This window comes from Streptomyces sp. NPDC044106, assembly GCF_056433985.1.
The window spans coordinates 421,535-434,012 of record NZ_JBWKFZ010000004.1 but is presented as its reverse complement, the minus strand read 5'-3'; the positions used below and the strand labels follow the sequence as shown (position 1 = coordinate 434,012).

11 protein-coding genes and 1 tRNA gene are annotated in these 12,478 nt (G+C 71.0%); 4 read left to right on the top strand and 8 right to left on the bottom strand.

Annotation, left to right across the window (positions count from 1 at the left end; genetic code table 11):
* Positions 1–199: 199 nt before the first annotated feature.
* Complete coding sequence (locus tag AC07DI_RS09565) at positions 200–721, bottom strand: DUF309 domain-containing protein (protein ID WP_478903371.1); 522 nt, start codon at positions 719–721, stop codon at positions 200–202.
* Between the two features lie 107 nt (positions 722–828).
* Between AC07DI_RS09565 and AC07DI_RS09560 the strand changes: the two genes are divergently transcribed.
* Positions 829–902: transfer RNA gene (locus AC07DI_RS09560), tRNA-Pro, on the top strand.
* 91 nt (positions 903–993) lie between these two features.
* On the opposite strand, the gene AC07DI_RS09555 is transcribed toward AC07DI_RS09560, so the two are convergent.
* From AC07DI_RS09555 to proP, 4 genes are all read right to left on the bottom strand, one after another.
* Positions 994–1,395, bottom strand: coding sequence for a hypothetical protein (locus AC07DI_RS09555; RefSeq protein WP_478903369.1), 402 nt, complete (start codon positions 1,393–1,395; stop codon positions 994–996).
* A 253-nt stretch (positions 1,396–1,648) separates the two neighbouring features.
* On the bottom strand, positions 1,649–3,100 hold the full coding sequence (locus AC07DI_RS09550) for an ImmA/IrrE family metallo-endopeptidase (RefSeq protein ID WP_478903367.1): 1,452 nt from the start codon (positions 3,098–3,100) through the stop codon (positions 1,649–1,651).
* Complete coding sequence (locus tag AC07DI_RS09545) at positions 3,097–3,450, bottom strand: hypothetical protein (RefSeq protein WP_384247204.1); 354 nt, start codon at positions 3,448–3,450, stop codon at positions 3,097–3,099. The genes AC07DI_RS09550 and AC07DI_RS09545 overlap by 4 nt, the downstream gene beginning before the upstream one ends.
* Positions 3,451–3,666: 216 nt before the next feature.
* On the bottom strand, positions 3,667–5,223 hold the full coding sequence (gene proP / locus AC07DI_RS09540) for a glycine betaine/L-proline transporter ProP (protein ID WP_478903365.1): 1,557 nt from the start codon (positions 5,221–5,223) through the stop codon (positions 3,667–3,669).
* A 610-nt stretch (positions 5,224–5,833) separates the two neighbouring features.
* Here proP and AC07DI_RS09535 point away from each other — a divergent pair.
* Genes AC07DI_RS09535 through xdhC form a run of 3 tightly spaced genes read left to right on the top strand, consistent with a single transcriptional unit; the run spans position 5,834 to position 10,516 of the window.
* Positions 5,834–7,312 (top strand): xanthine dehydrogenase small subunit, encoded by a 1,479-nt coding sequence (locus AC07DI_RS09535; protein ID WP_478903363.1) that lies wholly within the window; start codon positions 5,834–5,836, stop codon positions 7,310–7,312.
* Positions 7,309–9,705 (top strand): xanthine dehydrogenase molybdopterin binding subunit, encoded by a 2,397-nt coding sequence (gene xdhB, locus AC07DI_RS09530; protein ID WP_478903361.1) that lies wholly within the window; start codon positions 7,309–7,311, stop codon positions 9,703–9,705. The genes AC07DI_RS09535 and xdhB overlap by 4 nt, the downstream gene beginning before the upstream one ends.
* A gap of 1 nt (position 9,706) precedes the next feature.
* Positions 9,707–10,516 carry a xanthine dehydrogenase accessory protein XdhC gene (gene xdhC, locus AC07DI_RS09525; RefSeq protein ID WP_478903359.1) on the top strand — a complete coding sequence of 270 codons (810 nt, stop codon included), beginning with the start codon at positions 9,707–9,709 and terminating at the stop codon, positions 10,514–10,516.
* A gap of 87 nt (positions 10,517–10,603) precedes the next feature.
* Here the strand turns inward: xdhC and AC07DI_RS09520 are convergent, their stop codons facing one another.
* The 3 genes from AC07DI_RS09520 to AC07DI_RS09510 are packed head-to-tail and all read right to left on the bottom strand — an operon-like array spanning position 10,604 to position 12,314.
* The gene (locus AC07DI_RS09520; protein WP_478903357.1) at positions 10,604–11,368 is read right to left on the bottom strand and encodes a metallophosphoesterase family protein; all 765 of its coding nucleotides are present in this window, start codon (positions 11,366–11,368) and stop codon (positions 10,604–10,606) included.
* The gene (locus AC07DI_RS09515; protein WP_478903355.1) at positions 11,365–11,619 is read right to left on the bottom strand and encodes a hypothetical protein; all 255 of its coding nucleotides are present in this window, start codon (positions 11,617–11,619) and stop codon (positions 11,365–11,367) included. Before AC07DI_RS09515 ends, AC07DI_RS09520 begins: the two co-directional genes overlap by 4 nt.
* Positions 11,616–12,314 carry a nucleotidyltransferase family protein gene (locus AC07DI_RS09510; RefSeq protein WP_384247188.1) on the bottom strand — a complete coding sequence of 233 codons (699 nt, stop codon included), beginning with the start codon at positions 12,312–12,314 and terminating at the stop codon, positions 11,616–11,618. The genes AC07DI_RS09515 and AC07DI_RS09510 overlap by 4 nt, the downstream gene beginning before the upstream one ends.
* Positions 12,315–12,478 lie beyond the last annotated feature (164 nt).

Genomic DNA, 12,478 nt, shown 5'->3' with positions numbered 1-12,478 from the left:
ATGAGGGGGGGAGGGAGGGTGGCGAGCGGCCCGCCAGGGGCGGACACGCACGAGGCGCGTGGGCGGACCCGTACGAAGCGCGTGAGCCGCCCCTCCCACCCCGCTCAGCCCTCCCACAACCCGCGGCGCGTGAGCCGCCCCTCCACGGCCCGCTCAGCCTTCCGCAACCGCGGCGCGTGAGCCGCCCCTTCCACCCCGCTCAGCCCTCCCGCAACCGCGGCGCGTGAGCCGCCGCGTCCACCGCGGCCCCCTCACGCCCCAGCCGCTCCGCCAACGCCTCTGCCCAGCGGCACAGTTCCGCGACGTCCATCCCGTACGGCCGGGGCTGCCCGGACTCCGCGCTCCAGGCCGAGACGGCCCCGGCCCCGCGGAGCAGCAGCCGCGCCCCGCCCGTGGTGTTGCCGCGGGCCGAGTGGGTGAGACCGACGGCGAGCTGAGCCAGCCCCTTCCACAGCCCGCGTTCCGCCGCGGGCCCCGCCTTCCAGGCATCCTCGAAGACCTCGTGCGCGTGGAAGGGACGCCCCGCGTCCAGCAGCGCCTGCGCCTCGACGACGGACTCCTCAGGGGTCCGGACGACCCCCTCCGGCTGCCGCGGCACCCCGTCGGAGCCATAGGGCAGCGGCCGGCCGAGCCCGTCACGAGGCCGCTGATTGCGGGCCCGCCCCTCCTCGTCGCGATCACGCTGACGGCCACTGTCGTGCGGTTCCGGTGCGGTGCTCATACGTCGATTGTCGCGCGTGGCTGACGACGGTCACCGGAGAACGGAGCACCCTCCGACGTGGGGTAGAGTTCTACCTGTGATCACGCGGAACACCGCACCGATCACCACGGGACGTGGCGCAGCTTGGTAGCGCACTTGACTGGGGGTCAAGGGGTCGCAGGTTCAAATCCTGTCGTCCCGACTGGAGACAGTCGCAGATCAGGGCCGGTTTCGGAGACATCCGAAACCGGCCCTTGATCATTTCTGGGGACCAGCCGGGGACCGGCGTCAGGTCACGACTCGTTTCGCGGCTCCGTGCGGTAGTCGAAGTACGCCCACGCGGAGATCGCCACGACCGCCACCGCACTCATCACCAGGGCCTGCACGGCAGTGGGCGCGCTGTGCGTGAGGTAGCCGGCCAGGCCCGTGGCCAAGGCGCCCACCAGCATCACCATGCGACTGGCGAAGTACTGTTGCGGGTCGGCGCCGGCGCTGCCGTCCCGCTCCGCGAAGAGCCCTTTCGCCGCCGCCTTCACCGGCTCGTCCGCACCCCGGCGCCGCTTCGCCCGGTACTCAAGGCCGAAGCCGATCGCCAAGTAGAGCACGAGGACCCCGGCCAACAGGGCCCAGTCGGTCGGCCCGTCCATGCTGTTCCCGCGTGCCATCACCGTGGCCGAGACAGCGAGACTCATCATCGCAGCGCCCCGTTCATACGTCGCGGCCAAGCCCCCTCGGCCCGACCTGTGTCGGCATGTCAACTACCCCGTATCGCCGCCGTGTTGCCGGGTTTGTGGTGGAGAGAAGGCCGTCGTCCGCACCCCGCTGGTCATTCGCCGCCGCGGGCGGTGGGCGCCCTCAGTGGTTCGCCGGCGGTGATCTTGGGGGCCTGCGGAGCTGCCCCGGTGGACATCGCCATGTTTGACGGCGTCCGGCGCGCTCCTGGTCGGCTTACCCCGGGCCCTGCGCGAGATGGGCTCGGCGCGGCTGCACGCGTCTGGCGATCAGCATGGCCGCCGCCAGCGCGTGTGGCGCCACCCACGGTTCCGCGATGCCCCGCACGGTGAAGGACCGGGCGATGTGCTCCTTCAACGTGTAGAAGGTGAGCGCCCGTTGAGGGTCGCCCAGCGTGCTGGCGGTGTCCTCGTCCACGCCCCAGCGTCGCAGCGCGGGCACCGGTTCCCCGGCGGCGGCCAGCCGCGCTCCTTCGCCCAGCCAGGCGGTGTCGGCCGTGGCGTGCCGTTCGAGCCAGGCGACGTGGAAGTCCTCCGGTTCGCACTGCAGCGCGTCGAGCTCGCCGATCGCCTCCAGGTGGGAGCGGGGCATGGGGCTGTACACCAGGTCCGGGTCCAACGCCTGCCAGGAGAAGGGCCGGGCATGCTCCGACAGATCGGTGGCGGCCTCCGTGGCCTTCATCGGTACGCACAGGAGACGGCGTGTGGATCGCTGCTTGCCCGGCTTGAGCTGCTCCAGCAGCCAGCCCGTCCGGACCGCGGCCGGGGGATGCGTGCAACCGCGGTGGACGAACACCGTCCGCTCCGCCACGTGCAGGGCCATCATGGCCATCAGCGCGGCCATGGTGGCCCGCTCCAGCATGACCATGGTTTCCCACCGGCCGTTGCTCTGCCTTTCACTGGCCCGTCTGGTGGCCTGGAAGGCGAGCCGGTCCGCCTCCCGTTCCCTGCGGTCGTCCGCGGAGCAGGCCGGGAGGTGCTCGTCCGGCACGAACGCGCTCGGGCCGTGGGAGTGTCCGAGAACGTGGTGGGCCATCTCGTGGCCGATGACGAAGCGATAGGCGAGGTGACTGAGCTGCGAGGCGTACCGCTCACCCGCCGGGCTGAGCCGCACTCCCAACTGCGTCGACACGGCCAGGGCCCGCTGATGGGCGGTGTGGTAGCGCAGCAGGGCGGTGAGCACGTCCTCGTACCCGAAGACCTCCCCCTTGCCCAGGTCGCGCAGCAGCCGCCAGAGGGCCGTCGGCCGTGACGTGGCGTGGGACCTCTTGTCGGCGCAGAGAGCGAGGTACTGGCAGTAGCTGGAGCACATGCCGAAGATCCCGTCGGCGACGATGACCAGGCCCGAACCGTCGGCGAAGGGGGTCATCTGGGCCGACACGGCTTGGTCGAGCGTGGTGACGACGCGTACCGAGTCGAGCCGGGCGGCGCTCGCCCCGAGGTCGGCCATCGCGGCCCTCAACTCCTCGCCCACCATGTCCACGAAGCCGACGGACAGGTCGGTGCCCGGCTTGTACCCAGGGTCTTGTCGCCAGTCGGTGGAGTAGTCGTCGACCCGTCGCAGCAGGTCGTGGGCTCCGAGTTCCCGCAATTGCCGCCGCTTCTCCGCCAGCGCCGCCTCGCGGTCCGCCTGGAGGAGCGCGCGCTTGCGGTCCGCCAGGGTCTTCATGGGCGCGCGGGCGCGTTGTGGCAGAAGGTACCGAGTCCGATTCTGGCGACGAGGACGGCAATGAGGGTGGCGGTCATGGGGTCGCCGATGGACTGCTGGAGCAGTTCCTGGAGGGCGTAGGCGTCGAGGAGCCGGTCCGAACCGGTGGTGCCCATGAGTGCCTGGGCCCGTTCGTGATGACAGATCTTGCTCTGCAGTTCCCGGTGCTTGTTGGCGAACCACTGCTGCCCGAACCGGCGCTTGTCCTCGTCATCAGCGGGGGAGAGCCCCACGCCCGCACCCAGGAGCTCCGCTCCCAGCAAGGCGTACAGCTCGTCGTCGCTCCTGCTCCAGTACTCCTCGACGGTCATGTGGTCCCGTCCCCCCGTTGCCCGCGAGCGGTCACTCACGTGACCAACTGTCATCCGCTAGGGGAGCTTAGGGCCGCCGCTTCCGTGCGGTGCGCGAGAAGGAAGAACCGGCGACGGATGCGGCCGGAGCGACGGCGGAGGTGCGTGTGGGGGACGCCTCGCTCAGCCGTCGGGACGCCGGGAGGCACCTTCTGCACTCGGAAAGCCTGTGGCCTGTCACTCCCGACCGTGCCGTTCCCCCCTCCGGCCCTTGGAGCCGCCCCGCCCGCCCCCGCGCGGATGCCACAGCCGCAGCCATACGTCCCGTGCGTGGCGGCCCGCCTCCGATCGGCTGCGGGCCACCATCTCGCGGGCCTCGTCGTGGGTCTCGACCATGGGGCCGGAGCCGCGCAGGGGGCGGCCGGCCGTCTCGTGGAGGAAGAAGGTCGAGATCAGACCGATCACCCCGGCCACCATCAGGTAGAACGCCGGGACCAGCGTGTTGCCCGTCGTGTCGACCAGGAACGAGGCGAGCAGCGGGGTGGTGCCGCCGAAGATGGAGACGGAGATGTTGTAGGCGATCGACAGGGCTCCGTAGCGCAGCCGGGTGGGAAAGAGGGCCGGCAGCGTGGCCGCGGCCGTACCGGCGAAGCAGACCAGGAGCAGGCCGAGGATTGCGCAGCCGAACGCGGGCAGGAGGATGCCGCCCTCGCGGATCAGCAGGAACGCGGGAACGGCCAGGGCGATCATCGCGATGCTGCCGACCATGAACATCGGCCGTCTGCCCCACCGGTCCGAGCTGCGGCCCACCGTGGTGATGGCGAGCACCACGAGCAGCATGGTGCCGAGGACCAGCAGCTGCGCGGTCGTGTCGCTCTCGCCGAGCGTCACCGTCATGAACGTCGGCAGATACGACGTCACCATGTAGTTGGTGACGTTGTAGAGCAGCACGAGGCCCATGCAGATCAGGATCGCCTGCCAGTGGCGGGAGAAGATCTCCCTGAGGCGGCCCTGGCCCGACTGGCGGGCCTGCTCGACCGGGTCGCTCTCACCCTCCTCGGCCTCCGTCTCCCGCTCGGCCGCCGACGCCGCCGCTTCCTGCTGGAAGGCGGGGGTCTCCTCCAGCTTCATCCGCATGTAGAGACCGATGAGCCCGAGCGGTCCCGCGACGAAGAACGGGATGCGCCAGCCCCAGCTCTCCAGGCCGTCGGTCCCGAGCGTCAGGGTGAGCACCGTGACAAGGCCCGAACCGAGCGAGTAGCCGACGAAGGTGCCGAAGTCGAGCCAGCTGCCGAGGAAGCCGCGCCGCTGGTCGGGGGCGTACTCGGCGATGTAGGTGGTGGCGCCCGCGTACTCGCCGCCCGTGGAGAAGCCCTGGACGAGGCGGCACAGGAGGAGCAGGAGCGGGGCGGCGAAGCCGATGGAGGCGTACGTCGGCAGCAGGCCCACCGCGAAGGTGCTCACAGCCATCATGATCATGGTCGCGGCGAGCACCCGCTGTCGGCCGATGCGGTCGCCGAGCGGCCCGAACACGAGACCGCCCAAGGGGCGGACGAGAAATGCCGCGGCGAATGTGGCGAACGTGGAGACGACCTGCGCGCCCGGCGAACTGGAGGGAAAGAAGACTTTGCCGATGGTGCCCGCCAAATAGGCGTAGACACCGAAATCGAACCACTCCATGGTGTTTCCGAGTGCGGCCGCCGTGACGGCGCGCCGCACCTTCGGGCGGTCCGAGACCATGATGTCCCCGCTGCTCAGCGCCTTCTTCCTGCGGCGCAGCAGCGTGCGTGCCATACGGTCGGTCGCCGAATGCGAGGCGCGCGATTCGCCCTCCGTCGCGCGGGGCTTTCGGGGAGCGCCGCGCGAGTGGCCTTTCACCATGGAGCTTTTCTCCTCTTGCCTGCCGAGAGAAAGCCGTGTCGCCGTAAGTCTGAGCCGATCATGGGAGACCGGCAAACGGTACGGCGGCGCCATCCGGTGCCCGGCCCCCGCTGCCGCCGTCCCGTTCCCCTCTTGACCCCGGTGGCGCCAGCCCATAGGTTGCGGTGGCCGTCGACCTGTTGCTGACGAAAGGGGGCGACCAGCGGATGAACACCGACTCCGATCTCGGTCGCCTCGCCCAGCGCACGGTCTGGGTCCCGGGTCGCATCGCACACGGCGCCTGAGTACGCCGTTCTGCTGTGCCCGTACGTGGCACGTTCGTGGCTGCCCGCCCTCGGCACGTCGCGGGTCTTCGGGCCCGCCCTTCCCTCTTCCTCTTCGGTTTCCTCTTCTCCTTCGGCGCGCCACCGTCGCGTGCCGTCCTGCGCCCCTCTCCTCGTCCGGCGCGCCTGAACACAGAAAGCTGCCCGAAATTGGCGAACATCATGAAGCGACCGACCGCGCACCGGAACGAAGGCCTGTCATGACAGAGGCCCGGATCACGGTCAACGGGGAAGAAGCACTGCTCTCACCGGCTCCGCCACACACCACAGCGCTGGACTTCCTGCGCGAGCAAGGCCTCACCGGCACCAAGGAAGGCTGCGCCGAGGGCGAATGCGGCGCCTGCTCGGTCCTGGTCGCCCGGCCAGGCGTGGACAAGCCCACCGACTGGGTGGCGGTCAACGCCTGCCTGCTGCCGGCCGCGGCGCTCGACGGCCAGGAGGTCATCACCTCCGAAGGCCTCGCCACCGCCGGCGAACCCGGCACACCTGCCACCCTGCACCCGGTGCAGGAGGAGCTGGCGGCCCGCGGCGGCTCCCAATGCGGGTACTGCACACCGGGTTTCGTGTGCAGCATGGCGTCCGAGTACTACCGGCCCGACCGCTGCGCGCACGCCGACGCGGCGAGCGCTGTGCCGACCGGAAGCGGCGACGCCGAGCACGGGCCGAACGGCTTCGACCTGCACGCCCTGAGCGGCAACCTGTGCCGCTGCACCGGCTACCGCCCCATTCGCGACGCCGCGTTCGCCGTCGGCACGCCCACCGACGACGACCCCCTGGCCCGGCGCCGTGAGCAGGCTCCGCCCCCGCCGGTCGCCACCGAGTACACCAGGGACGGCCAAGCGTTCCACCGACCGGCCACCCTCGCGGACGTGCTGCGGCTGCTGCGCGAGCGGCCCGACGCGGTGGTGGTCGCGGGATCCACGGACTGGGGCGTCGAGGTGAACATCCGTTCCCGCCGCGCGGATGTCGTGGTCGCCGTCGACCGGCTGCCCGAACTGCGGGGGCTGCGCGTCGCGTCCGACCACGTCGAGATCGGGGCCGCCCTGACGCTCACCGAGGTCGAACGCCGCCTCGACGGCCGCATACCGCTGCTGGCCGAACTGTTCCCGCAGTTCGCGTCCCGGCTCATCCGCAACAGCGCGACTCTTGGCGGCAATCTGGGCACCGGCTCTCCCATCGGCGACAGCCCGCCGGCGCTGCTCGCCCTTGAGGCGTCCCTGGTGCTCGCCGACGCCGACGGCGAGCGCGAGGTCCCGCTGGCGGAGTACTTCACCGGCTACCGGCAGAGCGTGCGCCGTCCCGGCGAGCTGATCCGCGCGGTGCGCGTCCCGCTGCCGCTGTCGCCGGTCGTGGCCTTCCACAAGATCGCCAAGCGTCGCTTCGACGACATCTCCAGCGTCGCGGTCGCCTTCGCGCTCGACATCGACGACGGGATCGTACGCAAGGCACGGATCGGCCTGGGCGGCGTGGCCGCGACGCCCCTTCGCGCGCTCGCCGTCGAGGCGGCCCTGGAGGGCAGACCCTGGGACGCCGGGACCGTAGGGGCCGCGGCCAGGCTGCTGGAGAAGGAAGGAACACCGATGAACGACCACCGCGCCAGCGCGCGCTACCGCTCCGCGATGCTCGGTCAGAGCCTGCTGAAGTCGTACGCGCGGACCACCGGGGCGGTTTCGTCATGAGCCAGTTGTCCGAACGCCCCGAAAAGCCCGTCGTCGGCGTCCCCATGCCGCACGAAAGTGCGTACCAGCACGTCACCGGCACCGCGCTCTACACCGACGACCTGGTCCAGCGCACCAAGGACGTGCTGCACGCGTACCCGGTCCAGGTCATGAAGGCCTGCGGCAGGGTCACCGCGCTGAACACCGGGCCCGCGCTCGCCGTGCCCGGCGTGGTGCGCGTGCTGACCGGCGCCGACGTGCCGGGCGTCAACGACGCCGGGATGAAGCACGACGAGCCGCTCTTCCCCGACGAGGTCATGTTCCACGGCCACGCGGTCGCCTGGGTGCTCGGCGAGACCCTGGAGGCGGCCCGGCTCGGCGCGGCGGCCGTCGAGGTGACCGTCGACGAACAGCCCTCCCTGATCACCCTTCAGGAGGCGATCGCGGCCGGAAGCTTCCACGGGGCACGGCCCGTCATGGTGACCGGCGACGTCGACGCGGGCCTCGCCGACTCCGCGCACGTGTTCACCGGCGAGTTCCACTTCTCCGACCAGGAGCACTTCTACCTGGAGACGCACGCGGCGCTGGCCCTCGTCGACGAGAACGGGCAGGTGTTCGTCCAGAGCAGCACCCAGCACCCCTCGGAAACGCAGGAGATCGTCGCGCACGTGCTCGGGCTGCCCAGCCACGAGGTGACCGTGCAATGTCTGCGCATGGGCGGCGGGTTCGGCGGCAAGGAGATGCAGCCGCACGGATTCGCGGCCGTCGCCGCGCTCGGCGCCCGACTGACCGGCAGGCCGGTCCGGCTGCGGCTCAACCGCACCCAGGACCTGACCATGTCCGGCAAACGGCACGGGTTCCACGCGAAGTGGCGGATCGGCTTCGACGGCGACGGCCGCATCCGCGCCCTGGACGCCACCCTGACCGCGGACGGCGGCTGGAGCCTGGACCTCTCCGAACCGGTGGTGGCCCGTGCGCTGTGTCACATCGACAACACGTACTGGATCCCCAACGCGCGCGTCGCGGGCCGCATCGCCAAGACCAACAAGGTCTCCAACACCGCGTTCCGCGGCTTCGGCGGGCCGCAGGGCATGCTGGTGATCGAGGACATCATGGGCCGGTGCGCGCCACTGCTCGGCCTCGACCCGATGGAGCTGCGCGAGCGCAACTTCTACCGGCAGGGTCAGACGACACCGTACGGCCAGCCGGTCACCCAGCACGAGCGGATCTCCGCCGTCTGGGAGAAGGTCAAGGAGAACGGCGGCATCGCCGACCGCCGACGCGAGATCGCCGCCTTCAACGCCGCGCACCCGCACACCAAGCGGGCCCTCGCGCTGACCGGCGTCAAGTTCGGCATCTCGTTCAACCTCACCGCCTTCAACCAGGGCGGCGCGCTGGTGCTGATCTACAAGGACGGCTCGGTCCTGATCAACCACGGCGGTACCGAGATGGGCCAGGGCCTGCACACCAAGATGCTGCAGGTGGCCGCGACCACGCTGGGCATCCCGCTGCACAAGGTGCGGCTCGCCCCGACCCGGACCGACAAGGTGCCCAACACCTCCGCCACCGCCGCGAGCGCGGGGGCCGACCTCAACGGCGGGGCGGTGAAGAACGCCTGTGAGCAGTTGCGCGAGCGGTTGTCGCAGGTGGCCGCGGTCCAGTTGGGTGCGAACGCGTCGGACGTACGCATCGTCGGGGGCGTCGCACGCTCCCTGGGCGGTGACAAGGCGCTGGCCTGGGACGACCTGGTGCGCACCGCGTACTTCCAGCGGGTGCAGTTGTCGGCGGCCGGCTTCTACCGGACCGAGGGGCTGCACTGGGACGCGAAGTTGTTCCACGGCACGCCGTTCAAGTACTTCTCCTACGGCGCCGCCGCGGCCGAGGTGGAGGTCGACGGTTTCACGGGCGCGTACCGCATCCGGCGGGTGGACATCGTGCACGACGTCGGCGACAGCCTCTCCCCGATGATCGACATCGGCCAGGTCGAGGGCGGATTCGTGCAGGGCGCGGGCTGGCTGACGCTCGAGGATCTGCGCTGGGACAGCGGCGAGGGGCCGAACCGTGGACGTCTCCTCACCCAGGCCGCGAGCACCTACAAGCTGCCGAGCTTCTCGGAGATGCCCGAGGAGTTCAACGTCACGCTCCTGGAGAACGCCACCGAGGACGGCGTGGTCTACGGCTCCAAGGCGGTCGGCGAGCCCCCGCTGATGCTGGCGTTCTCGGTGCGCGAGGCGCTGCGGCAGGCGGCCGCCGCGTTCGGGCCGAGCGGGGCCGGCGTCGAGCTGGCCTCACCCGCGACGCCGGAAGCGGTGTACTGGGCGATCCAGGCGGCCCGTCGGCACGAGGTCTCCGGCGACGGCTCCGCCGCCGACGGCGGGATCCGCAGCGACGCCGAAGTACTGAGCGGTGCCTGACATGTCATGGGTCGCGGCGGTCGGGCGGCTGCGGGCGCGCCGGGAGCCCGGCGTGCTGGTGACCGTCGCGGCCGTGCGCGGCCACGCCCCGCGCGACGCGGGCGCGAAACTCGTCGTGGGGGAGACCGGCGCCTGGGGCTCGATCGGCGGCGGCAACGTCGAGGCCGTCGCGATCGACCGGGCCCGGGAGATGATCGCCGCGGCCGAGCCGGAGCCGGAGCTGATGGACTTCGCCCTGAACGACAAGGTGACCAACCGGCACGGCGTGCAGTGCTGCGGCGGCACGGTCACGGTACTGCTCGAACCGCTGGCGGTGGCAAGGGCCGTGGCGATCTTCGGCGTCGGGCACGTGGGGCTGGAACTGGCGCGCATCCTGGCACGTCAGGACCTCGACCTCCATCTGGTCGACACCCGCTCCGACATTCTCACCGAGAAGCGTCTCGGAGTCCTCGCGGACGCGGTGGGGCAGGTGCACGTGCATCACACGCCGCTGCTGCCCGAGGAGGTCCTCGCGGAGCTGCCCCGGGGCACCCACGTGCTGATCATGACCCATGATCACGCCGAGGACGCCGCGCTGTGCGACGCCGCCCTGCGCACGCCCCACCTCGGCTCCGTCGGACTCATCGGGTCGGCGGCCAAATGGGTGCGGTTCCGCCGCCGCCTCGCCACCGAGGGCGGCCACGACGAGGCCACCATCGACCGGATCAAGACCCCGATCGGTCTCGCGGACATCACCGGAAAGGAACCCGCGACGATCGCCGTGAGCGTCGCCGCCGATCTGCTGCGCACTTTCGAGGCCGAGGGGGACTGAACCACCGAGGGGACTGAACCATCGAGGGGCACTGAACCGGCTCCACCTGCCGACCGGAACGGCCGCACCGGTCGGCGGGCCCGCCGACTACGTCGCGCTGCGCGCGGCCGACGCCGGTTCCGCGGCGTGGTCGCCGCGCAGGTGGTAGACGTTGAACGCCTTGCGGATGACGGGCTGGGCGACGTTGCGCACCGGTACGCCGCCGCTCGTGATCCCGTGTTCGGTGCCCGCGTGGGCGTGGCCGTGGACGGCCAGGTTCGCGCCCGCCGCGTCGACCGCCTCCGCCAGGAGGTAGCTGCCGAGAAACGGGTAGATCTCCAGGGGTTCGCCCGCGAGGGTGTCGGGCACGGGCGCGAAGTGCGTCAGCGCCACCCGTGTGTCACAGCCCTGCTCGGCCAGTTCGTCGAGCGAGGTCCGCAGGCCCTCGGCGCAGTGGCGGGTGTACCGGATGAACTCCTTCATCAGCGGTTCGCCGAACTCGCTGCCGCTGCGGCCGACGAAGCCGCCGCCGAAGCCCTTGGTGCCGGCGACGCCCACCCGGGCCCCGTCGACCTCGACGACCGTGCCCTGCCCTTCGAGGACGCGTACGCCCGCGTCGCGCAGGATCGCGGTGACCTCGTCGGGCCGCTCGTCGTGGTGGTCGTGGTTGCCGAGCACGGCCACCACGGGCACCGGCAGGCCGGTCACCTCCCTGGCGACCACCCGCGCCTCCTCGGGGGTGCCGTGGCGGGTCAGGTCCCCGGCGAGAAGCAGCAGGTCCGCGCAGTCGTCGAGCGTCTCGAAGGCGGGCCGGAGCACTCCCTGGCTCTCCAGCCCCATATGGATGTCCCCCACGGCCGCGATGCGGATCATGTCACTTCCTCCGAGTGGTCCGGGGCCGTCGCGTCGGTCACCGCGACATCGAAGTGGACCGTCAGGCCGGCCAGTTCCTCGTTCACGGTGCGCAGCAATTCCTCGCGGCACTGCGCCGTGGACACGGTGCCGACGACCATCACGGACGATCCGCGGGCCTCGACGCGCATGCCCAGCTCACCCGGTTCCTCCGCGGCGAGCCGGTCCTTGAGGTGGGCGATGCGGTACTCGACGTTGGATTGGTCGTTCATCGGTCTCCTTCTCGCGGCGCGATGACTTCCAGCCGTTCCAGCAGGAAGAGGAAGGCGGCGGGCATCGGCATGTCGCCGTACTCGTCGCGCAGCGCCTCCCAGTCGACCATCTCGCGCAGCTGCCGCGCGATCGGCAGCACGGCGCCGAAGTCGCAGTGGTGCTCGGAGAACGCGGCGAGCAGCGCCCGTACGAGATCGGTGGGCGCCAGGACCGGCATGTGCACCGAGTCGACCGGCAGTTGCGCGGCGCGGCCGAGGAGTTCCGTGGTGACCGGCTCGCCCGCCAGCCGGAAGATGAGGTCGATGTCCTGGCCGAGGCACTTGGCCTTGAGCAGCCAGTCCTCCGGTGGCGCGTACACCGGGAGCCCCGCCTCCTCAAGCGAGGCCGCCACCGCTGCGGCGTCCTCCGGTTTGATGCAGAAGTCGGCGTCGTGCTGGAGGTTGCCGGTGCCGCCGTGGGCGTAGACCGCGACACTGCCGGCGAGGGCGAAGTCGTGCTCGCGCCTCTTGAGGATGGCGGCGACCTGTTTGGTCGCCTCCAGGATGGCCTGGTTGAGATCGGGCGGAAGCTCCTCGGCACACATCTCGTGGTGCGGGGAGCCCCCGACCGGTCCTGCGGCGGTTCCTCCTGTCGGACGCAGTTCCGTCACCGGCTTCTGTGCGTCGCGAGTGGTGTCTTCTGCGTTCGGCGTCACCTGCTGCTCCGTTTCCGGACCCCGGCCGCGCTGCACTCACCGTGCAGGCCGCCGGTCTCCGACGATCCCTGCTTCAGGTAGCACCGGTACCCGGGCCGCCGGGTTCGACACGGGTCAGTTGCTGTACGGGTCGGAGTTGCCCTGCGAGGACTTCCCTGCCCGGA

Excerpts from the sequence above, each read along its gene's own strand:
- AC07DI_RS09565 (WP_478903371.1), bottom strand. The coding sequence starts at position 721 with ATGAGCACCGCACCGGAACCGCACGACAGTGGCCGTCAGCGTGATCGC.
- AC07DI_RS09555 (WP_478903369.1), bottom strand. The coding sequence starts at position 1,395 with ATGATGAGTCTCGCTGTCTCGGCCACGGTGATGGCACGCGGGAACAGC.
- AC07DI_RS09550 (WP_478903367.1), bottom strand. The coding sequence starts at position 3,100 with ATGAAGACCCTGGCGGACCGCAAGCGCGCGCTCCTCCAGGCGGACCGC.
- AC07DI_RS09545 (WP_384247204.1), bottom strand. The coding sequence starts at position 3,450 with ATGACCGTCGAGGAGTACTGGAGCAGGAGCGACGACGAGCTGTACGCC.
- proP (WP_478903365.1), bottom strand. The coding sequence starts at position 5,223 with ATGGCACGCACGCTGCTGCGCCGCAGGAAGAAGGCGCTGAGCAGCGGG.
- AC07DI_RS09535 (WP_478903363.1), top strand. The coding sequence starts at position 5,834 with ATGACAGAGGCCCGGATCACGGTCAACGGGGAAGAAGCACTGCTCTCA.
- xdhB (WP_478903361.1), top strand. The coding sequence starts at position 7,309 with ATGAGCCAGTTGTCCGAACGCCCCGAAAAGCCCGTCGTCGGCGTCCCC.
- xdhC (WP_478903359.1), top strand. The coding sequence starts at position 9,707 with ATGTCATGGGTCGCGGCGGTCGGGCGGCTGCGGGCGCGCCGGGAGCCC.
- AC07DI_RS09520 (WP_478903357.1), bottom strand. The coding sequence starts at position 11,368 with ATGATCCGCATCGCGGCCGTGGGGGACATCCATATGGGGCTGGAGAGC.
- AC07DI_RS09515 (WP_478903355.1), bottom strand. The coding sequence starts at position 11,619 with ATGAACGACCAATCCAACGTCGAGTACCGCATCGCCCACCTCAAGGAC.